Origin of the sequence: Paramylibacter kogurei (assembly GCF_002742285.1) — a bacterium.
Taxonomy (GTDB): Bacteria; Pseudomonadota; Alphaproteobacteria; order Rhodobacterales; family Rhodobacteraceae; genus Amylibacter; species Amylibacter kogurei.
In genome coordinates this window covers 100781-122913 of the sequence record NZ_MDGM01000009.1, presented here as the reverse complement: position 1 = coordinate 122913, position 22133 = coordinate 100781, and the positions used below count along the sequence as shown (strand labels likewise).

General features: G+C 50.5%; 23 protein-coding genes. 4 read left to right on the top strand and 19 right to left on the bottom strand.

Going from position 1 to position 22133, the window contains the following annotated elements:
* Positions 1-169: 169 nt before the first annotated feature.
* The 13 genes from BFP76_RS04815 to trpA all read right to left on the bottom strand — a co-directional run bounded on the left by BFP76_RS04815 (position 170) and on the right by trpA (position 10989).
* Entirely contained in the window at positions 170-2053 is a 1884-nt protein-coding gene (locus BFP76_RS04815) for an SLC13 family permease (RefSeq protein ID WP_099592045.1), read from the bottom strand.
* A 168-nt stretch (positions 2054-2221) separates the two neighbouring features.
* The gene (gene rimI / locus BFP76_RS04810) at positions 2222-2638 is read right to left on the bottom strand and encodes a ribosomal protein S18-alanine N-acetyltransferase (protein ID WP_099592044.1); all 417 of its coding nucleotides are present in this window, start codon (positions 2636-2638) and stop codon (positions 2222-2224) included.
* Positions 2638-3279 (bottom strand): tRNA (adenosine(37)-N6)-threonylcarbamoyltransferase complex dimerization subunit type 1 TsaB, encoded by a 642-nt coding sequence (gene tsaB / locus BFP76_RS04805; RefSeq protein ID WP_099592043.1) that lies wholly within the window; start codon positions 3277-3279, stop codon positions 2638-2640. Before tsaB ends, rimI begins: the two co-directional genes overlap by 1 nt.
* Positions 3269-3835 (bottom strand): NifU family protein, encoded by a 567-nt coding sequence (locus tag BFP76_RS04800; RefSeq protein ID WP_099592042.1) that lies wholly within the window; start codon positions 3833-3835, stop codon positions 3269-3271. The genes tsaB and BFP76_RS04800 overlap by 11 nt, the downstream gene beginning before the upstream one ends.
* Positions 3836-3943: 108 nt before the next feature.
* On the bottom strand, positions 3944-4633 hold the full coding sequence (locus tag BFP76_RS04795; RefSeq protein WP_099592041.1) for a DUF4336 domain-containing protein: 690 nt from the start codon (positions 4631-4633) through the stop codon (positions 3944-3946).
* Positions 4623-5840 (bottom strand): serine hydrolase domain-containing protein, encoded by a 1218-nt coding sequence (locus BFP76_RS04790; protein ID WP_099592040.1) that lies wholly within the window; start codon positions 5838-5840, stop codon positions 4623-4625. Before BFP76_RS04790 ends, BFP76_RS04795 begins: the two co-directional genes overlap by 11 nt.
* 5 nt (positions 5841-5845) lie before the next feature.
* A complete protein-coding gene (gene pth, locus BFP76_RS04785) occupies positions 5846-6544 on the bottom strand; it encodes an aminoacyl-tRNA hydrolase (RefSeq protein ID WP_099592039.1) in 699 nt (232 codons plus the stop codon).
* A 74-nt stretch (positions 6545-6618) separates the two neighbouring features.
* Entirely contained in the window at positions 6619-7284 is a 666-nt protein-coding gene (locus tag BFP76_RS04780; RefSeq protein WP_099592038.1) for a 50S ribosomal protein L25/general stress protein Ctc, read from the bottom strand.
* 92 nt (positions 7285-7376) lie between these two features.
* Positions 7377-7565, bottom strand: coding sequence for a hypothetical protein (locus BFP76_RS04775; protein WP_099592037.1), 189 nt, complete (start codon positions 7563-7565; stop codon positions 7377-7379).
* A gap of 82 nt (positions 7566-7647) precedes the next feature.
* Complete coding sequence (locus BFP76_RS04770; RefSeq protein ID WP_099592036.1) at positions 7648-8406, bottom strand: hypothetical protein; 759 nt, start codon at positions 8404-8406, stop codon at positions 7648-7650.
* Positions 8390-9556, bottom strand: a complete 1167-nt coding sequence (locus tag BFP76_RS04765) for an alpha-hydroxy acid oxidase (protein WP_099592035.1) — start codon at positions 9554-9556, stop codon at positions 8390-8392. Before BFP76_RS04765 ends, BFP76_RS04770 begins: the two co-directional genes overlap by 17 nt.
* Positions 9557-9725: 169 nt before the next feature.
* A complete protein-coding gene (locus tag BFP76_RS04760; protein ID WP_099592034.1) occupies positions 9726-10040 on the bottom strand; it encodes a hypothetical protein in 315 nt (104 codons plus the stop codon).
* A gap of 157 nt (positions 10041-10197) precedes the next feature.
* A complete protein-coding gene (trpA, locus tag BFP76_RS04755; protein ID WP_099592033.1) occupies positions 10198-10989 on the bottom strand; it encodes a tryptophan synthase subunit alpha in 792 nt (263 codons plus the stop codon).
* 283 nt (positions 10990-11272) lie between these two features.
* Here trpA and BFP76_RS04750 point away from each other — a divergent pair, with 283 nt between their 5' ends.
* From BFP76_RS04750 to BFP76_RS14630, 3 genes are all read left to right on the top strand, one after another.
* Positions 11273-13105, top strand: a complete 1833-nt coding sequence (locus BFP76_RS04750; protein ID WP_099592107.1) for an ABC transporter ATP-binding protein — start codon at positions 11273-11275, stop codon at positions 13103-13105.
* Between the two features lie 85 nt (positions 13106-13190).
* Positions 13191-14288 carry a redox-regulated ATPase YchF gene (ychF, locus tag BFP76_RS04745; protein WP_099592106.1) on the top strand — a complete coding sequence of 366 codons (1098 nt, stop codon included), beginning with the start codon at positions 13191-13193 and terminating at the stop codon, positions 14286-14288.
* Positions 14289-14391: 103 nt separating this feature from the next.
* On the top strand, positions 14392-15888 hold the full coding sequence (locus BFP76_RS14630) for a calcium-binding protein (RefSeq protein WP_165775662.1): 1497 nt from the start codon (positions 14392-14394) through the stop codon (positions 15886-15888).
* Here BFP76_RS14630 and BFP76_RS04735 read toward each other — a convergent pair.
* Entirely contained in the window at positions 15885-17174 is a 1290-nt protein-coding gene (locus tag BFP76_RS04735) for a cytochrome-c peroxidase (protein WP_240513983.1), read from the bottom strand. The genes BFP76_RS14630 and BFP76_RS04735 overlap by 4 nt on opposite strands.
* A 6-nt stretch (positions 17175-17180) precedes the next feature.
* Here BFP76_RS04735 and BFP76_RS04730 point away from each other — a divergent pair, with 6 nt between their 5' ends.
* The gene (locus tag BFP76_RS04730) at positions 17181-17666 is read left to right on the top strand and encodes a tetratricopeptide repeat protein (RefSeq protein WP_099592032.1); all 486 of its coding nucleotides are present in this window, start codon (positions 17181-17183) and stop codon (positions 17664-17666) included.
* Between the two features lie 47 nt (positions 17667-17713).
* Here BFP76_RS04730 and BFP76_RS04725 read toward each other — a convergent pair whose 3' ends face one another.
* The 5 genes from BFP76_RS04725 to BFP76_RS04705 are packed head-to-tail and all read right to left on the bottom strand — an operon-like array spanning position 17714 to position 22132.
* Complete coding sequence (locus BFP76_RS04725; protein WP_099592031.1) at positions 17714-18772, bottom strand: TRAP transporter substrate-binding protein; 1059 nt, start codon at positions 18770-18772, stop codon at positions 17714-17716.
* A gap of 30 nt (positions 18773-18802) precedes the next feature.
* Positions 18803-20092, bottom strand: a complete 1290-nt coding sequence (locus BFP76_RS04720) for a TRAP transporter large permease (RefSeq protein WP_099592030.1) — start codon at positions 20090-20092, stop codon at positions 18803-18805.
* Positions 20092-20682, bottom strand: coding sequence for a TRAP transporter small permease (locus tag BFP76_RS04715; protein ID WP_099592029.1), 591 nt, complete (start codon positions 20680-20682; stop codon positions 20092-20094). The genes BFP76_RS04720 and BFP76_RS04715 overlap by 1 nt, the downstream gene beginning before the upstream one ends.
* A 41-nt stretch (positions 20683-20723) precedes the next feature.
* Positions 20724-21242, bottom strand: coding sequence for a flavin reductase family protein (locus BFP76_RS04710; protein WP_099592028.1), 519 nt, complete (start codon positions 21240-21242; stop codon positions 20724-20726).
* Positions 21242-22132, bottom strand: coding sequence for an aldo/keto reductase (locus tag BFP76_RS04705; RefSeq protein ID WP_099592027.1), 891 nt, complete (start codon positions 22130-22132; stop codon positions 21242-21244). Before BFP76_RS04705 ends, BFP76_RS04710 begins: the two co-directional genes overlap by 1 nt.
* Position 22133: the final 1 nt, after the last annotated feature.

Genomic DNA, 22133 nt, shown 5'->3' with positions numbered 1-22133 from the left:
GGTTCGATCCTGCACATGCGGGATTTTCCGATTATCACTGGTGAGTGGGATTAAAACCCCAATGGAAACAGGTTCGACAGACCTGACACATAAAACCACAATGGTGGGCCCGCCTTTTATCATTACGATCACAAACCCCGCCGCCAAATTGGGCCGCGGGGCGTTTGTGCTAGAACACGATATTCATCATCACCATGGAGACGATCAAAAACAGAATGGTCATCATCCCGCCTGTGCGCAAGAAATCCGTTACCTTGTAACCACCCGGTCCCATGATCAACGCGTTCACCTGATGCGTTGGGATCAGGAATGAATTGGATGTGGAAATCGCCACCGTCAGCGCAAAAATCGCTGGATCACCACCCGCCGCCATGGCGATGCTAACGGCCAAGGGCACCAACAACACCGTCGCGCCCACGTTGGACATCACCAATGTGAATATGGTGGCCAACACCGCCACACCCACCTGTAACCCCCATATCGGCCAACCATCCAACAGGAACAATACCTGTTGCGCGATCCATTCCGCCGTTCCTGTGGTTTGCACGGCCTGTCCCAGCGGGATCAAACTTGCCAGCAAAAACACGGTGTTCCAGCCAACGGCATTATAGGCCTCGTCAATATTCAAAACCTTGGTTGTGATCATGCCAACGGCACCCACCAGCAAACACAAGGATAAGCGCACATCACTAAACAGGATCAAACCCAGCGCAATCAGGAAAAATACCAATGCCCAGCCAACCTTGTGCGGGCGCAGCTCTTCTTGTGGGTAATCGGATGTAACGATCACAAAGTTTTTGTCATCCTTTAGGCGTGTCAGGCTTTCCCATTCAGTATGGACAACCAATGTGTCACCCACCTGAAATGGGATCGTGCCGATACGCGTGGATTCATGTTCTTGGGTTTCTACATGGCTAAATGTTTCTTCACCGCGATGAATGGCAAGCAAGCTAATCCCAAGGGTGGCGCGAAAACGACGTTCACGCGCGGTGGTGCCAATGATGTTGGAATCGGGCGGGATAACCAATTCCGCCACACCTGATTTTGTCGCGGCAACGTCTTCGGCAAATACCTCCAATTTGTCCAACAGGTTCAATCCATAAGTGTCGCACATCTCTTGGATCACCTTGCGCCGCCCCAAAATCGCCAAACGACAGGGCGTTTCAATTGGGTTGGTCAACACGGGTGGAAAAACCTTGTTGCCGTTGTGATAATAACCAATCACATACAGATGATGCGCATCGCAAATATCGCCCAAAGCTTCGCCAACCAACAGATTGCCCTTGGGGATTTCCACCTCGCATATATCGGCCTTCAACCCATAAACACGTTTCATATATTCCTTCATGGATTGGCCAGATGCACCATTTGCACGCGTGGGTTTATTGGGCAATACCCAACGTCCAAACAATACGAAATACAAAATCCCCGTCAAAACCAACGACGCGCCAACGGGCGTGACTGCGAACAAGCCAAATGGTTCCATCTGCGCGCTGCTGGGCAGATCTTTGTTCGCGGTTACGATCAAATCGTTAAGCAGGATCAACGGTGATGATCCAACCATCGTCATCGTGCCACCTAAAATCGCACAAAACCCCATGGGCATTAACAATCGGCTCATCGGCACTTCTGTGCGTGCGGAAATGCGGCTAACCACTGGTACAAACAGCGCCGCTGCTCCGACATTTTGCAAGAAACTGGAAATAAACCCAACCGTGCCAGAAATCACAGGGATAATGCGTTTTTCCGTGCTGCCACCATATTTTAAAATCGTTGATGCCACCTTGGACATCAATCCGGTTTTATCCAGCCCCGCGCCAATAATCATCACCGCAATAATCGAAATCACCGCATTGGATGCAAACCCATCAAACAAATGCGTCACATCGGCCAAGTTTTGCAACCCAGGCAGGTAACTTAACCCACCAAGCAAAACCATGATCATAATCGCCGCCAGATCAACGCGCACAATTTCAGAGATAAACAGAAAAACAGTAAACCCAATGATACACAAAACGGCAATCATTTCAGTGGTGAGCGTGATGGTATCCATGACTTCTCGCAGTTTTATTCATTACCCTTCCACCTATAGGACAGCGCAGGAAACGGGGCAAGAAATTGCTGGAAGTTTATGCGCCAAACCGCTTCATTCTCCAAATGTTTGAAATATCCGCGCCGCAGGCATATCGCAGCTTGCGCGCATCTCTTGGCGCTTTGCGCCTCAATTAGACTGGTGTTTAACCATGACCAAGGCATCCGCTTTTTTGCGTTCAGGTGTTGAATAATATCCGTGGCGCAAACCGGCCTGCTCAAATCCAAACTTGTGATATAGTGCAATGGCCGCGGCATTTTCTGCACTCACTTCCAAAAACACGCGCCCAACATTGCCATCGCTCACCTGTGTTTCGAATGCTTGCATCAATTGTGATCCAATGCCGTTTCGCTGTGCTTTGGGTAACACCGCGATGGTCAACAGCTCGGCTTCATCGGCGACGATACGCCCCATGATAAACCCATCGGGCTTTTGACAAATAAACACCGCTTTGCTGGCAAGCAGGGCATCAAATTCCACCGCTGACCATGGACGCGGGGTCTCAAAGCAAGCGGCGTGAATTTCTGCCAGACGCGCCGTATCCATTATAATATCGTGGGCAATGGTTCAGATGAAACCGCTGCATCCGCATCGCGCAGATATAATGGTGCTGGTCGGGGGTGATCATGATCAATTGTATCACATGCGATCAGCGCTGTTGCCAATGCGATGCTTTGAACGGGTCGCTGTGCCATTTTGTATTGTTCAATAAAATCAGCGTCTTCTGGTGCGATGATAATCTGACCTTTGTTCATATCAATGTCTTCGATGGCAATCATTTTGGGCGCATCTTCGGCCGTGCCATTGTCAAAATATTGCATATAAACCCGCCCACGGCGTGCATCCAAAACCGTAGTGGTTAATCCAGTCGCACCATGCGCCATGGCGTGAAGACGCGAAACACCAATCGCAGGGATCCCGCGCGCCAATGCCAAACCACGCGCTGCGGATACCGATATGCGCACACCTGTAAAGTTACCCGGTCCCACACCCACGCCAACCGCATCTAGGTCGTCGTAACTATAACCTGCATCCGCCAAAACCTGTTCGATCAGGGGAAACAAACGTTCGGCCTGTCCCTTGGTCATTGGCTCGGCCACATCGGCCAAAACCCGATCGCCCAAAACCAAAGCGACCGCGCAATGCGCGGCCGATGTATCAAATGCCAAAACGAGCTTAGGCGGCAACGGGGCGTACCTCTGTCACTTCTGGGATGTAATGGCGCAACAGGTTTTCAATCCCCATTTTCAACGTGATGGTTGATGATGGGCAACCTGCACAGGCACCTTGCATGTGCAAATAAACAACGCCGCGATCAAACCCATGAAATGTGATGTCACCACCGTCTTGTGCCACTGCGGGGCGCACACGTGTATCCAACAATTCTTTGATCTGATCGACAATGTCAGAATCTTCGCCGCTATGATCGGCATGACCACCCGCGGCGGCACTGTCCGCGCCATCCATAACAGGTGCGCCCGATTGGAAATGTTCCATAATCGCGCCAAGGATTGCAGGTTTGATATGATCCCATTCGGTTGCATCGGTTTTTGTAACGGTCACAAAATCAGGGCCAAAAAACACACCAGACACACCATCCACCGCGAATACGCGCTGTGCAAGTGGCGAGCTGTGCGCCGCATCTGCGGATGGAAAATCCGCCGTTCCCGCAGCCATAACCGTTTGACCGGGCAAAAATTTCAGCGTCGCTGGGTTCGGAGTCGATTCCGTTTGAATGAACATGACCACATATCCTTGTTTGGTTTGGATGGAATATGCGCCGATAGGGTGGGGAAGTCAAGATTTAGAATGATTCTAATTTATGATCTCACGGCGGTGTGAAACACGGCGTTAATCGCGCAACAACCATGCAAATGCACGGCGTAAATATAATGGTGCATCGGATGTAACGGGATTGCCATGCGCCATTAAAACAGATTGCGCAGGCCATGCGTAAATCTTGCGCATCACTTTGCGCGCCGCCGTGCGTTTTACAAAGCTGATCCGAAATTTGCGTGGCACGCTTGGCTCTTTACAAACCATCAGATCAAGGCGGGCAACCACGCGGCGCCATCCGCTGTGCCAATCATTTGGAAATTGTTGCAACAGGTCGGTGAAAATCACCGTACCACTGGCGATATGAAAAAACACCACTTCGGTGGTGATTGCGCATTGTAAAACCACCTGATCAATCTGCCCGTCCCACGCAGGATTGGGTATTTCAGACAGCTCATCATCAAATGCGATATCTTTGCGTTTTTGCGCCAATTTTGGTGCGCCGTGGATTTTGGCATCGGGATATGCGGTGATCCAATCGGGCAAAAACAAATGATGAAGCGTGTTGGGTGCAACAATATGGGCAACCTTGCCGATGGTATCTACCGCTTGTCGTAATTCATCGCTCAGCGCGACCGGCGACCAGATAAACAATGTCCCATCGGCAAGCCGTATCACCGCCATGCGCGTGGGATATCGAAAACCAATGACGCTGACAATCTGGCCATCGGCGATCCAAATATCGGTGCCAAATTTAGTGAGCATCGTTCAAATGCCGCGCAATGGTGCGAAACATCGCAATATTTTCCAACGCGGGTGCGCCATTGCCGTCTTTGAAATTCACATCCGTCGAATTGATCGCAACCACCAGATTTTCATTTGGGTTGATGTAAATGAACTGACCATAAATGCCGATGGCAAAACATTCACCAACAGCGGCATCGGGTGGCAGCCACCATTGATATCCATATCCCAATTCCCCCTCTGGTGTGCCGATTTTTTCGGGCAGGGGTGGTGGTGCGGATTGGGTGGTGGATTGTGTGATCCAATCCTTGGACACAACCCGTACACCATCAACCATGCCACCATTTGCAATCAACAACCCGATACGCGCAAAATCGCGTGTGGTCATATTTAAACCACCCAAAACAAATGGTTCGCCCTTGCTATCGGTCATGAAATAGGGCGGGGTTTCAAGGCGCAACGGGTCAAAAATATGGGTGATAAACAGCGGTAAAATTTCGGATTTCATCAAGGCACGAATGGCCATGCCGATCACATGTGTGTCGATAGAAACGTAATGATTATATGTATTGGGCGCGAACTCGGTGGTCAGGCTCTTGGCAAATTCATCCATCGACCCGCCCAATGCCAACACCCGCCCCATGCGGTTAATGTCGGAATTGTAATCCAGATAATCCTCGTTAAATGCCACGCCACTGGCCATGTTCAACACATTGCGCAACGTGGCGTCATGATATCCAGTGCCTGCCAATTGTGGAACGATATCGGAGATTTTGCGATCAAGTGCAGATGGATCAACTAAGCCTTTGTCGATCAACGCGCCCAGCAATAATGACGTTACACTTTTGCACATCGACCATGAAATGCGCTGATCTTCGGGGGCGGTGCCTTGGAAATAATCCTCATGCACGATGGTGCCATCTTTGATAACCACAATTGCTGTTAAGGCGCGCCGCTTGATCCAATCATCAAATGAAATGTTTTCGCCCAGATGGGTCATGCCATCGGGCATATCGCGGGGCTGTTTGGGCAGGGGGCTAGGGTTGGATGTGTCTGTGCGAATATCTGTGAAATACAACAGATTGGTCATATTGCTAAAATTATGAACGATCTTGTCCGGTGCAAACAGCGTGTTCACCCGCCCCAACCGTTTGATCCCTGCAAAATCCAGCCGCAACAGATGGCGCAGGATAAGATTTGCCGTATCAAACAATTGTGCCAGTGCCATATGATTTACCTGTTAAATTTATCCAGCAATTTTTGCATCGCGCTGCGATTATCCACGGGCGGGGGTGTTTCAACCTTGGCCGCTTTTTGCGCAGGCTTTTTTGTGGGTTTGGTTGTTTCTTTGGGCGCAGCATGATTTGGATTCACCCTCAACGCCACCGCGTTCATGAATTTGCCATTGTCACCATCGGCCAGATACGGCGCACCATCACCACAACCGCGTAGCACATCATCCAGCCAATCTGCATCCGCCTTGGCAAAATCATGCAAAACATAAGCCGCAACACGGTCTTTGTGCCCGGGATGCCCGATGCCCATGCGCACGCGTTGATAGTCCGCGCCAATATGTTGGTGGATGGACCGCAGCCCATTATGCCCCGCATGGCCACCACCCATTTTGACGCGGCATTTCGCAGGTGCCAGATCCAATTCATCGTGAAACACCGTCACATCGTTGGGGGCAATTTTGTAAAACTGCATCGCGGCATTTACCGATTGCCCAGACAGGTTCATAAATGTTTCGGGTTTTAATAACGCCACCTTTTGCCCGCCCAAACGGCCATCGGCGATTTGGCCTTGGAATTTGGCCCGCCACGGGGAAAACCCGTGATCGCGCGCAATTTCATCCATCGCCATAAACCCGATGTTATGACGGTTTTGCGCATATTTTGCGCCGGGGTTACCAAGACCAACAAATAATTTCATACGCTCACTGATATGCGCAAATAAAAACGCCCGCAAGTGATGCGGGCGTTTCAAATTTAACAAAGAAGAAGAATTTATTCTTCTGCAGCGTCTTCTGCTGCTGGTGCTTCTTCTGCACCTTCTTCTGTTGTGCCTTCTTCTGTCTCGTCCTCGTCATCAGATTTCAACGCAGATGGGGCAGATACGTTCGCGATTACGAAATCACGATCGGTGATAACTGGGCGTGTGCCTTCTGGCAATGTCACGTCAGAGATGCTGATTGAATCGCCGATTTCCATGTTTTCAACATCGACAACGATTTGTTCAGGGATATCACCCGCGGTCACAACCAATTCGATTTCTGGACGTACAGCGTTAAATGTACCACCAGCTTTCAGACCAACACATGTTTCCATGTTGATGAATTCAACGTGGATGTTCATGTTGATGCGGCTGTCGCGTTTCAGACGCAACAGGTCAAGGTGTGTTGGCAAATCTTTGACAACATCACGTTGAACACCACGACATACGCAACGCACGTCTTCTTGGCCTTCGATTTTTAGGTTGAATAGGGTGGACATAAAGCCACCGTCTTTCAATTTTTTCAACAGAATGTTGAACGGGATTGCAATCGCTTGTGGCTCTGCGCCACCGCCATATACAACACCAGGTACAAGCCCTTCACGGCGTGCAGATCGGGCGGCCCCCTTGCCTGTCCCCGTACGCGCCATGACTTCTAGATCAGGAATTTTCCCAGCCATAGTAATTCTCCTAAGGTTATGCGGCCTCCTCCAAGGGTGCAGTGCCGCGTGAAGCGCTGCATATAGGATGGATTGCGCCCAAAGGAAAGTGGTTATTTACCCGAAGATTGCACAATTCGCGGGTTAAATTGCACCTTTGGTTGTTCTGGTGGCTCAAAACTATCGAAATCGGATGAAATCACGTGATGAACAAAGTTTTCGAGCGAGCCGAAAGCCTTTTCCTCTGATTTGTGATAGCGTTTTACAATTGAATCTGGAATCGTATCTTTAATGATGCGCATTCTCCCCCCTACAGAAGTTATGCATTGCGTGTTGTGTGTCCCTAGTACATCCACCTTAGGGGTGATTCTGATAGATTGCAATCTATGGTTGCATGTTTTTCAACATTTCATCAAACGCAGATAAATTGGGCGGTAGTTTTTCAATATCGGCGCGATGTTTATTGGGATCGATATTCATCAAACGTTTCAAATGGGGCGCATCGGGTGCACATTCCATGCCCAAACGGTTTGCCAGATCAATCGCGTTTTGCGCCAGTGTTTCGGGGCGATAAAAATCTTCGTAAAAGATGCGTATCGGGGACAAGCCGATATGTTCGATATGCGCCAATGTTTGCGCCTTTAATTCCATGAAATGTATCAAACGGCTGGCGACTTTTTCCAAATTGATCGGCTTGGCCGTGACTTCGCCGGACTTTAATTTTTGCACGCGCGTGTTGAAAATTTTCGGGCGATTGCGAAACCACAGCTTGGTTGATTTTGCGATCATCAAGCTGCGAAAACGCGCGATTTCATCATGGCGCATCAACATAATCACGGGGCGGTTTAATTCCTGTGCCAAATCCAACAGGATATTGGTGATGTCGGGATGCGCGGTGCAAATACAATGTTTGATATTTTCTCGTTTCTTCAGAACAGATCCCAGATCATCCTTCAGCCGATCAACATCTGGATTTTCGCGATGGCGCTGTGTTGTGAAACCATATTGGCGCGAACGCAAGAACGGTTCGTCTTGGGCGGTGTCATGGGGCGAACAGGCATCCAAAAACTGTGACAGGCTGGTGCCGCCACAGCGTTGCATGGTGATAATTAACCACGGTTCTGGATCAGTCGGTGAATTCATCGCGAAACCCTTTTGGGATCAACAGGTTATCACGTGACATATTGGTAATCAAACGTTCACCGCACAGCGCCATTGTTGTGTCCAATTCCTTGTGAATGACATTTAATGCAGCCGTAACGCCCTTTTCGCCCATCGCGCCAAGACCATAAATAAAGCTTCGCCCGATATAGGTTGATTTTGCCCCTAGCGCCACGGCCTTAAGCACATCTTGGCCAGATCGAATGCCGCTGTCCATGTGGATTTCGATATCCTTACCCACCGCATCAACGATGTCTGGCAACATGCGGATGGATGACAATGCCCCGTCCAACTGGCGCCCGCCGTGGTTGGATACGATCAACGCATCTGCACCGCTATCGACCGAACGGCGTGCATCGTCCACATCCAAAATACCCTTCAGGATCAACGGCCCACCCCAGCGTTCCTTGATCCAAGCGATATCATCCCAATTGAGCGCAGGGTCAAACTGTTCCGCCGTCCATGATGAAAGGGATGATAAATCCCCAACACCCTTGGCATGCCCGACAATATTGCCAAAGCTGTGCCGTTTTGTGCCCAGCATCCCCCAAGCCCAACGTTGGCGCTGGGCAATATCAATCATATTGCGAATGGTCAGCTTGGGCGGGGCAGACAGGCCATTTTTAATGTCCTTGTGGCGTTGTCCCAAAATTTGCAGATCGAATGTCAGGACAAGCGCGGAACAGCCCGCCGCCTTGGCCCGATCAATTAGGCGTTCGATAAAATCGCGATCTTTCATCACATAAAGCTGAAACCAGAATGGTTTTGTGGTGTGGGCGGCGACATCTTCGATTGAACAGATCGACATGGTGGACAGGGTGAATGGCACCCCGAATTTTTCCGCAGCGCGCGCGGCCTTAATTTCCCCATCTGGGTGTTGCATCCCCGTTAATCCAACGGGGGCAAGGGCGACAGGCATCGCCACATCTTGGCCAACCATCGTGGTGGCCGTTGATCGGTTGGTCATATCCACCGCCACCTTTTGGCGCAGACGGATTTTTTCAAAATCCGAAACATTTTCGCGAAATGTTTGCTCGCTCCACGATCCGCTTTCGGCGTAATCATAAAACATCGTTGGCACACGGCGTTTGTAAATGGTTTTGAGATCGTCAATCGTAGTGATCGGTGGCATATGCGCGGCCCTTGTCGTTGTGATGCCGCCATTGTTTCAAGGTTTTTGCAAATTGGCAATATTTTCTTACCAATTTGTGAAGTCATTCGGTTGGATGTTGAAAAACGCTAAACATGCGTGTTTTATGTGGTTTATAGTGAGTGGTGGCTTTGAGCCCAGTTTGACACCATTACATCTGTGTCAAAATTCCAACTATAAACCAAATCGCACAAACCACGAAAGCCGCCAGACAAACTTTCTTTGAGCCAATATAATATTCGACTAATATAACCATAAGTGAGCACACTGCCCAAAAGCCAACCACGACACGAGGAAACTCAAAATCTCCAAGAATGTTTAGAAAGCTGGCGATCGAGATGAAAGCTCCAAGAAAAGCAACTGTTCGAACGCTATTTCTCCAAAACGGATGTCTTGGATTTTCTTCAGAGCCATAAATAGTCCAACCCAAAAAAGTCACGATTATTTCTGCTATAATCTCGATCATAACTCTCCATTTTGTAATCGACTTATCGATGCCTCTGTATTTTTTGAATGTGGATAAATTTGTCCATACAAATTACTGGGAAGGGCTGTTCCGCCCCATACCTGCCGTTCGGCTCACACTGCCGCACAAAATATCAATCAGACAGAGTTGATTCAAATTACGCGCTATGCGCGCCATCTGCCAAATCTTTGACGAAATCCAACACGGTTTCAACGCTGTCGCCGTCGGCTAGTTTTTGTACGATTGCGGAACCCACAACCGCGCCATCGGCGACGGCGGCCATTGCGGCGGCGTCTTGCGGGGTTTTGATCCCAAAGCCAACGCAGACGGGTAAATCGGTGCTTTGTTTAATGCGTGCAACTTCGCGCCCAACGGTTTCTGGGCTGGCAGAACCAGATCCCGTGATCCCCGTGATCGCCACGTAATAGATAAAGCCAGATGTGTTTGGCAAAACCGTTGGCAGGCGGCGTTCATCGGTGGTGGGGGTTGTCAGGCGAATGAAATCAATGCCCGCTTTGCCCGCAGGAATGCACAGCTCGCTGTCTTCTTCGGGGGGCAGGTCCACGACGATCAACCCATCAACACCCGCCGCTTTGGCATCCACCAGAAACGCATCAACGCCGTGGCTGTAAATCGGGTTATAATATCCCATCAACACAATCGGTGTGGTGTCATCGGTTTTGCGAAATTCAGTGACCAGTTGCAGCGTCTTTTTCAACGTCATGCCACCGTCAAGTGCGCGTTGACCCGCCAATTGAATGGTGGGGCCATCGGCCATGGGATCGGTAAACGGTGCGCCAAGTTCGATGATATCAACACCCGCGCCTGGCAATCCGTTCATCACCGCAAGGGTGGTATCATAATCGGGATCACCCGCCATGATATAAGACACAAAGGCAGATTTCCCCTGCGATTTCAGATCAGCAAATTTTGCAGCAATACGAGTCATAACCACCCCTTGAAAACCGTTTGGTGTGGTTTGCTGGAAATATTTCAGAAAATCAATGGCAAAGCGACGAACGGGTTCAGTCCAGCTAGATTTCCCAAGACACCAGAGTTGACTTTGAAAGCATCTGGAAATAATTAAGACCCACGAAACACATCGGAGGATTGTTGATGAACTATATTTGGACCCCGCCACTGCGCTGAACGCTGGTCCAATTGGGCTGTCGTTTTGGATGCGCCCAGAGTTAATCACAATTCCTATTTTTGCCCGTAGAAAGGCACCCCCGATGTTTCGTAAATTTGAAAACCTTATCCGTCCCTTTGAAAACGTGCCCGCTGGTACGCCGCCTGCGAAATTGTGGCCCTATATGGTGCAACAATTAGCGCCGTTTAAAAAATGGTTGCCTTGGATGGCGATCACCGGCGTTTTGGTGGCGCTGATGGAAAGTGGGCTGATTTTTTATTCTGGGCGCATCATTGATTTGATGGGAGCAAGCAGCCCAGATGCGTTTTGGGCACAGCATGGGTTTGAATTGATCCTTGTGATTATTTTCATCCTGTTTTTGCGCCCTGTGATAATCACGTTGAATCATTTCTTTTTGGAACAAACGCTTGCGTCGAATTTGCAAGATCAAACCCGTTGGCGTGCGCATAAACATATGTTGGGGCAATCATCATCGTTTTTCCAAAACGATTTTGCAGGGCGTTTGACCAACCGCGTGATGCAGCTTGGCCCTGCGGTGGAGGATTCCACCTATATGGCGTTCGAGGGCATTTGGTACGCCACCACATATGTGTTGGGTGCGATTTTGATTTTGACACAGATTGATATTCGCCTTGGCGCACCTTTGGCGATTTGGCTGGTGTTATACATATTATATGTACGCCGCATTGCGGTGCGTGTGTCCGTTGCATCGGAAAAATGGTCGGCGGCGCGATCATTGGTGACGGGGCGGGTTGTTGATGCCTATTCCAACATCGAAACGGTGAAATTATTCGCACATGGTGCGAGCGAAGAGGCATATGCATTATCCGCGCTGCGCCGATTGCGGCTACGGTTCCAGAGGTTTTTGCGTCTGATGACGGAAATGTCGTTTGGTCTGAACCTGCTCAATGGGGCGTTGATGGTGGGGGTTGTTGGCCCTGCGATTTGGTTATGGATGAATGGCCATGTGACCATTGGCGAGGTGGCGGCGGCATCTGCGCTGACCATCCGATTAAACGGGATGAGCGGCTGGATCATGTGGGTTACCATTCGCCTGTTTGAACATGCAGGTGTGATCCGCGAAGGATTGGAATCCATCGCCAAACCACAGGCCGTGGTGGATGCACCGCGTGCCCCCGAAATGGTTGTCGAAGAGGGTGCGATCCATATCAAGGGATTGAGCCATCATTACGGCAAGGATCAAGGTGGATTGAACGGTATTGATCTGCATATCCCCGCGGGGCAACGCGTTGGTTTGATCGGGCGTTCTGGTGCTGGGAAATCCAGTCTTGTGAATCTGTTGTTGCGGTTTCGTGATGCGGAGCAGGGCGAAATCACCATTGATGGGCAAAACGTGTCCGATGTGACCCAAGACAGCCTGCGCCGCCAAATCGGTATGGTAACCCAAGACAGTTCGCTGTTGCACCGATCCGTGCGTGCCAATCTGTTATATGGTCGCCCCGATGCAAGCGAGGATGAAATGATTGCAGCGGCGCAAAAGGCCGAAGCGCATGAATTCATACTTGATCTGGAAGACCCAAAAGGGCGCAAAGGGTATAGCGCCCACGTGGGCGAGCGCGGCGTGAAATTATCGGGCGGGCAACGCCAACGTGTGGCGATTGCGCGCGTGATTTTAAAGGATGCACCGATCCTGATTTTGGACGAGGCAACATCGGCATTGGACAGCCAAGTCGAGGCCGCCATTCAAGATACGCTGTTTGACATCATGGAAAATAAAACCGTGATCGCCATTGCGCACCGCCTGTCCACCATCGCACAGATGGATCGCATTGTGGTGCTGGATGATGGCGCGGTGGTCGAGGATGGCAGCCATGAAGAATTGCTGGCAAGTGGCGGGATTTACGCAGAACTTTGGGCGCGACAATCAGGCGGGTTTCTGGGCGTTGATCAATAACGAAAACTTGGCGGGGCTTGTGTTTTCACCCCGCCAAGGCTAGATGCTGCAAAACGGATTATTGCATAGCATCGGAGCATCCAAAATGGGTTTTAAAACTGGTATTGTTGGCCTGCCAAACGTAGGTAAATCGACATTGTTCAACGCGCTGACCCGCACCGCGGCGGCACAGGCGGCGAATTTCCCATTTTGCACCATCGAACCCAATGTGGGCGAGGTATCCGTGCCCGATGAACGTCTGGATAAATTGGCGGCCATTGCCAGTTCAAAACAAATCTTGCCTGCGCGTATGACATTTGTGGATATCGCCGGTTTGGTCAAAGGCGCATCCAAGGGCGAAGGGCTCGGCAACCAATTCTTGGCCAACATTCGTGAATGTGATGCGATTGCCCATGTTCTGCGTTGTTTCGAGGATGATGATGTGACCCATGTTGATGGGCGCGTAAACCCGATTGAAGATGCGGAAACCATCGAAACGGAATTGATGTTGGCCGATTTGGAAAGCATTGAAAAACGTCTGCAAAATCTGGTGCGCAAAATCAAAGGCGGCGACAAAGAAGCCGTTGCCACCAAAGATTTGTTGGACAAGGCCAAGGCGGCCATTGAATCGGGCAAACCTGCACGCACAGTTGAGGTTGCCGAAGACGAACGTAAATTGTGGAACAGCCTGACATTGCTGTCGTCCAAACCCGTTTTGTACGTGTGTAACGTTGAAGAGGAAAACGCAGCCAAAGGCAACGCGCATTCCGATGCGGTGGCGAAACTGGCCGCAGAACAAGGTGCAGCATCTGTTGTTGTGTCCGCTGCGATCGAAGAAGAGATCAGCCAATTGGATGATGAGGGCGCGGAAATGTTCCTAGAAGAACTGGGTCTGAAAGAGGCGGGTTTGAACCGCGTCATTCGCGCAGGCTATGATTTGTTAAAATTGCAAACATATTTCACCGTCGGCCCCAAAGAAACCCGCGCATGGACAATCAAGGTTGGCACCAGCGCGCCACAGGCCGCAGGCGTTATTCATGGTGATTTTGAACGTGGATTTATCCGTGCAGAAACAATCGCTTATGATGATTATATTGCCAATAACGGCGAACAAGGTTCCAAAGAGGCGGGCAAAATGCGCGCCGAAGGGAAATCCTATATCGTGTCTGACGGCGATGTGTTGCATTTTCTGTTTAATACCTAAGCCCCGTTAACACCCGCTAAGCATTTATTACGCATCCTGCCACTGGGATAAGTGGTGGGACAATATGTTGCCATCCTTTGCATCGGCTATGGGGTGATGGCAAATGACGCTGAGCGTGGTGTCGACAGTGTTTCGACAAGGCAATAGCAATTTGGTCGGGGTGAATGATTTCGCAGTGTTCTTTTCCGGCAGTCGCGTATTTTTGATCACGGGGAGCGAGGCGCAGGGCAATTTTGGAATCTATTACATTTATTCCGATGCTGCTCCACGTCGTCGTGGTGGTCTTGCACAAGGGGATGAAACCGGTTCAAACACCCTGAACGGGTTTGAATTGATCACGCATAATGGTGAAACCTTTTTGCTCACGTCGGGGCGCTATGACGATAGTGCCGCGTTGGTTCCCATTGATAGCACGGGAAAGCTTGATAATGAATTTAACATTACTGGCGATACAACAGATTATGGGCATTTTGCGCTGACCCATACGGTGCAACTGGATGGGAAAACATTCACATTCGTTATTCGCAATGGGCAATCGGGGATCGAAAGCTATCGCATTATGAATGATCTGAGCTTTCGCGAAAAACGCGGATATGATGATACGAATGATACGCATCTGGGCGATGTCACAGCGATGGACAGTGTCACCATCGGGGATCGCACGTTTTTGATTACGGTTTCGGGAATTGATGCGGGTATTCAAACCTATGTCGTGGGGCGCCATGGCAATTTACGTGCACGTGATACGATTTCACCCGATCACGGGGCGGGATTGGCGTTGTCAACGGACGTTGATATTGTTGCGGTTGGGGAAATGCATTTTGCGGTTCTCACATCCGCAGGCACAAACAGTGTAACCGTCTATCATATCAATAATCATGGGCACCTGACACAAACCGATCATGTGTTAGATGGGCGCGATACGCGGTTTCAGGATGCCAGCATCGTTGAAACCATTGCCCATCATGGGCGTGCATATGTTTTTGTGGCCGGATCGGATGATGGGATCACGGTGTTTGAATTAACGTCCGATGGGCAATTGCAATTGCGCGAAGTCTTGGCCGATGATTTTGAAACGGCGCTGAATAATATCAGCACAATGGAACTGGTGATTTTGGATGATACAATCCAATTATTCGTGGGCAGTAGCAGCGAACACGCCATGACCCAATTCACCTACACCCCGCAAAACACAGGCTATGTGATCAATGGTGCGGGGGATGCGGATAACCTGATTGGCAGTACAGATAATGACATTATGTTTGGCGCTGGCAATGGCGATCAGATCAATGGGCGTGCTGGGGATGATATGATTGATGGCGGCGCAGGGCGCGATATTCTGACAGGTGGAACAGGAAATGACACCTTTGTTTTTGCACCCGATGGGCGGCGCGATATCATCACCGATTTTCAACTGGGCAAAGATGTGATTGATCTGTCGCAATTTGAACTGGTCGGGCATGTGGATAGTCTGGACATCAGAAGCCGATCATTTGGTGCGGTCATTGTGATTGGTGGTGAAACAATTCGCATCGAAAATCACCGCGAAGAAAGATTTTATGCGGATGATTTTAGCAATGAAGACTTCATTTTCATCTAGTCCAACGGCAAACCGCTGGGCACGGACTTGGGAATGCCCAACCGTTGGCGTGTATCGCTTGTCAGCGCGTGCATAAACGCGATGAGCTGATCAATTTCCATATCGTCCAAATCAACGGGTTTGATATCTAATGCGCGCGCTTGGCGTGCCATTTCACGCGTATCTTGTTGGACGATAAAATCAATTTCCGCCAACCACGGCGCATCGGGCAGGGCGGCCATCTCTGGGCGCCAGTTTTCGCGTGATTTTTCAGGGTTCAAATGATGTTCGATAATCCCGCGCAAATCGGGATATGCGCCGTTATGCCCATAGGGCGCGGTGAGCGCGACATTGCGCAACATTGGTGTGCGAAACCGATAGGCATCATTCAAGTCATCGCTATGCCCCATTTTGCCGACATCGCGTGCGATGAAATCGAATACACGCGTGCGCCCCGGCCCAAATGCGGGCAGGCCAAGCGCATAGAATTTATGATCACTAAACAGCGGTTCAACGTGACAGGCCGCACAATTTCCCCGCCCCATAAACAATTCCATTCCCGCGATCTGATCCGGTGTCATCGCGGTATCATCGCCCATTAGATAGGCATCAAACGGGCTGTCCATGCTGCGCCATTCGAATGACATGAAACTGGCCAGTGCATTGGCGATATCGGCGATTGTCACCTGTTCTGGTGTCTGGATATGGGCATAAGCCTCGACAAATCGTTGCCCGTATTCAGGGATCACACGCACGCGTTTGGCCAATATTGGCCACGCGGCATCAATGCGATCATGCACAGCCCCCGCAATTTCATTTTCGCTGGGATTGCCCGCCATTTCAAATTGCGCGACCAGTGGGAAAATCGCCTGTGCTGCAAGCAGGGATGTTAACCCATCAGGCAGCCATTCTTGGGCGGGTGAATCAAGGCCATTGCCATAGACATCTGAAAACGACAAACGCCCATCGTGGAACATCACCTGTAATTCTTTGGCGCCCAGATTCCACAACGCAGGCGCATTGCGCGGGATGCGTTTTTTGATACGGCTGTCACCCGTGCCCGCGTGGCGATTGGGGCCAAGCCCAACGCCGCCTTCGCCAATGCCAAGCGATAAACCATCGCCTGTGCCAAAATCGGGGTGATGACAGGTGGAACAGGCAATATTTTTATTGCCCGACAAGATTTTATCGTAAAATAACAATTGTCCCAATGCCGCCTGTTTTGCATCATGGGGCAGAAAATCATTGGGGTCGTCATATGGGGTTTCCCCCGCAAATGCCGACACGCCCAGACCAGAACAAAGGATCACAATATGCGCAAATTTTTTCGCGTTTTTCTGTTGGCGACAACATCCGTTTTTCCCCAAGGCGCATTGGCGGATGTGGAAACGGGGCGTGATTTGATGGAAGCGGGGCAATTTGAACAGGCGATGGCCGAATTTTGGCCCGCTGCGCGATCTGGCAATGCGGACGCCGAAGAATTGATTGGCGTCATGTACGCCATGGGCCAAGGCGTTGAACGCGACGATCAACGCGCGTTTGAATGGTATCTGCGCGCCGCAATGAAAGGGCACGCAGGCGCACAATCTGGTGTTGGTTGGTATTATGAGGTGGGGCGCGGATTGCCCGCGGTGGATTTGATACGCGCCTATATGTGGTACACGCTCAGCGCGATTGGCGGCGATCCCGATGCGGCGATTTCGCTGGAAGAGGTCGTGAAAAAAATGACCAAAGCTGAAATTGAAAAGGCGCATATTCTGGTCGATGATTACAAGGTGTGGATGTATCCGTTTCGATAATCCAAAAAAATATGGGGCGCGAGGTTTCCCACGCACCCCTGGGAGGATTAGTTTACATCCGCGGCACGTGCTGCGTTCACGTCGGCATTTGCCGCATCTACGGCCTCTGTCAATGCGTTGAACACTTCTTCACCGCGACCAACGTTTGATTTGAACCAATCGTAAACGGGTGTTGCTGCGGCTGCGAAAGCGGCCTTTTGTTCTGGTGTTGGCACATAAAGATCACCACCACCTGCTACGAATTCTTCGTATGCTGCGATGGATTTGCGTTTTGGTGATGCAAATGTCGCCTGTTGCAGGGCATAGAACCCATCAACCACGACGGCACGCATATCTTCTGGCATGTCCATGAATGTTTTGTTCGACATCCACCACAACGCACCCATATACGCATGGCCATCAAGCGTTACATATTGCAGACCCGCATCTGGGAATTTCATCCCCATGATATCGGTGATGCCGTTTTTGGAACCTTCCACAACACCGGTTTGGAATGATGTGAACAATTCAGGCCATGGGATCGGCGTTGGGGATGCACCCAGTGATTTTACCAATTCCTGCGGTAGGTCGGCAACCACGGTGCGAATTTTCAAGCCTTCCATGTCTTTTGGTTCTGCAACACGACGTTTTGTGTTGGCAAAGTTGCGCCAGCCACCTGTGTTACCAATGGTCATCAACCGGATCGCATCGCCGGAATCCTCCAGCGCCATTGCGCGCATTTTGCGGGTGAAATCACCAGACAAAACATGTTCTGCGATACGGTCATCCGCCATCAAATACGGCAGGTCGAGAACCTGAACATATGGGAAAATGCCAGACGCACCGCCCGATGTGGAAATATAAACATCAACCGTACCATCGGCGACACCTTGTAAACATTCTGCACCGTTTGAACAAAGCTGTGTACCGATGAACAATTCCACCTCGATCGCACCATTTGATGCGGCCTCGACGTAGTTTTTGAACACGACCAGACCATCATAGTCTTCGTCGTTTTCGTTTGAATTGGCGGTCGCGCGGATTTTGTAATCTGCGGCTGTTGCGCTGATGGCGGTGCCGGCCAAAATGGCAGCAAGTGCCAGTGTTTTAAACGTTTGTTTGAGCATTATGTTTCCTCCGAATACTCTGTTGGGTGGTTAGTTCGCAAACCCTGTTAAACGCGGGATTGTCATTGAAATGGCAGGAATATAGGTGATTAAAAATATCACCAAAATTTCAACCAAAAGGAAAGGGATGATCGCCTTTGCGATGGCTTCAACCCGTTCGCCCGACACGGCAGATGCTACGAATAGCACAAGCCCCATCGGTGGTGTCGCCAAACCCACGGTCAGGTTCACCGACATGATGATTGCAAAATGGATAGGATCAACGCCAAGGCTGGTGAATATCGGCCCCAAAATCGGGCCAAGGATAATAATCGCAGGGCCTGCATCCAAGAACATGCCAACGATAAACAGCAACAAGTTGATCAAGAACAACAGGATCAGCGGGTTTTCCGATAGCGTTAGAATAAACGCGGCAAGCTGTTCTGGCGCGTGCGACAGGCTGACCACGGTTTTAAAGGCCATGGCAGCGCCCACCAGCAACAACACCACAGCGGATGTGAGGCCAGAGCGTGCAAGCACATCAGGCAGATCACCGATTTTAAGGGTGCGCAACACAAACAACCCGATGATCAATGCATAGGCGACGGCGACGGCTGCGGCCTCTGTCGGGGTGAAAACACCGGCCAAAATCCCACCCAAAATGATCACAGGGGTGAGCAGGGGAAAGAATGCTTTCAGGCTGGCCTGACCACGTTCACCCCATGTGTGTTTGCGAGTGGCGACGGGAAAATCATATTTATCGGCCAAGAATTTGACCATAATCATCAAACCGATGCCCACCATTGCACCCGGCACAATTCCCGCAAGGAATAGCGCCGCGACGCTTTCGCCCATGACATATGCGTAAATAATCATGATGCCAGATGGGGGGATAATTGGCCCGATGACAGAGCTGGCCGCGGTGATGGCGGCGGCAAATTTGCGGGTGTATCCCTGTTTTTCCATCGCAGGGATCAACATCGACCCCAATGCGGATGTGTCCGCCACGGCAGAGCCTGATAACCCAGCAAATAACATGGATGACATCACGTTTACATGGGCAAGCCCACCGCGCAGATGCCCCATGAATGCCTGTGAAAATTCAACAAGACGCATGGTGATCCCACCACGGTTCATCAATTCCCCCGCGAGCATGAAAAACGGAATGGCCATCAATGGAAAGCTGTCCATGCCATTGTAAACATTGCGATATAGCAGCGTGATGTCTTTTTCCTGACCATTCAAATACAGCAATATGCCAGGGGCGGCGAGCAGGCCGAAAAACACCGGCAGGCCGATCATTAGGAACAAGAGGAAAAGTGGTAAAAACCATATCAACATTATTCTGTCCCCACTGTATCAGCGTTGCGAATTTCGGGCATTGCGGATGCGCCGCCAAACATTGTGATGACGCTGCGCATGATCAATTCAACGTTGACCGCGAGCAATAAAATCACACCCACCAGCAAGGATGCCATCATCCAAGAGCGGGGAATGCGAAACCATTCGTCAAACGAAAATGATGTGGGCAGATAAAGCGATGCTGTAGCGAAACGACCGCCAAATCCCGTGACCTCTGACCAACCGATTTTCACAGCAACGACCAAAACCAACATGGACACACATAGCAAGAATAGCGACAGGCCAGCACCAATCATGCGCGGCAAAAACCGCACCACCATATCAATGGCGACGAACCCGCCACGGCGAAATGCGGTGGGGGCCATTAATCCCGTCATCCACAACATGCAAAAACGCGCGGCCTCATCAGGCCACGGCAATGCGTTGTTAAGGATATAGCGGAAAAATACCTGAATTAGGATAGCGATTACCATCATGGCAATTGCAAAAACGCCAATGGCGCGTCCACATCGCAATATGAACGCGTTCAACATGCTAACTGGCGTTAGCAATGCCAATAATGTGACCATCTATTCCTCCCTTTGTGCGCGTGGCCTCCACCCTTGCGCGTTTAGACGTGTTGAGGCAATCCCCCCATGCGTCCTGCGTAAAATGCAAGCGCATCACCATCGCGCATTTCGGCATTGGTGACTTGCCCCAAAATGATTTCATGATCGCCACCGTCGTAATTATTGACCCGCGTACATTCAAAACGCGCAAGACAGTTTTCAATCAACGGCACGTTATGTGCGTTCACAATATAATCCAGCCCGTCAAAAGCATGCGCGGATTTAACGAATCCGTTGCAAATGTCGGCCTGTTCAACATCAAGTATATGGATTGCGTAATGCTGCGCAGCAGAAAAATAGGCAAAACGACGCGATGATTTTGCGGGTGCCCATAAAACCAGCGCAGGATCGAGTGATACGGATGAAAAGCTATTCGCGGTGATGCCCACAGGGCCATCCACGCCATCACATGTGATCACCGTTACACCGGTTGCAAACCGCCCAAATGCGTTGCGCAACAGGCGCGTGTTTTCGGGATCTGGTGTGAAACGTGTTGTCATGTTGCCGCCGCCATCTGCCATTATGCCACCTCGTGTCCTAATGCTGCTGTGTAAAGTTTGAACCATGTGATGCGATCCATATTCACTTTGGTCGCATCGGAAATGGATGTGATGCGTTTCAGATTATTCGTACCCATCACCGGCAGGATTTTGGCAGGATGCGCCAATAACCAAGCAACAGCCACCGCCGCGCGATCAACGCCGTTGTCATAGGCAACCACATCCATCGCCTTGGCCAATTCACCGCTGCCTGTCATCAAATCACCACCGCCAAGGGGTGACCATGCCATCATCGCGGTGTCATGTTGTTGGTGAAATGCCACATCGCCATTGGTGAATCCGTCGTGGCACCCCAGCGATAATTCAATCTGGTTGGTGACCAATTTGTTTTTCATACCCGATTGCAACAGATTCCAATCCCAAGGGCGGAAATTGGAAACGCCCACCGCGCCAACCTTGCCCGATGCCACCAGTGCATCCAATGCGCCACCGGTTTCCATGTGATCCATCATCGGATCAGGGCGGTGGATCAGTATCAGATCGATGTGATCAATTTGCATATTGGCAAGGGATGCATCAACGGATGCATTAATATGTGCCGCCGATGTGTCGTAATATTTTACGGGCACATCTGCGTATTTGCCACAGGGGGCAACGATATCGCATTTGGTGACGATCTGCATCTGATCTCGCAAGGATGGGTTTTCACCCAATGCCGCGCCCAAAACAGCCTCGGCACCATAATCACCGTAAATATCGGCCTGATCGAATGTGGTGATGCCCTGTTCCAAACAGGCGTCGATTTTCGCGCGCACATGTTTGGTGGATGTATCGCTGTCATCCGCAACGCGCCACATGCCATAAACGATGCGGCTGAATTCAAGTGTATCAGTAAGTTGGATGCGTTGCATA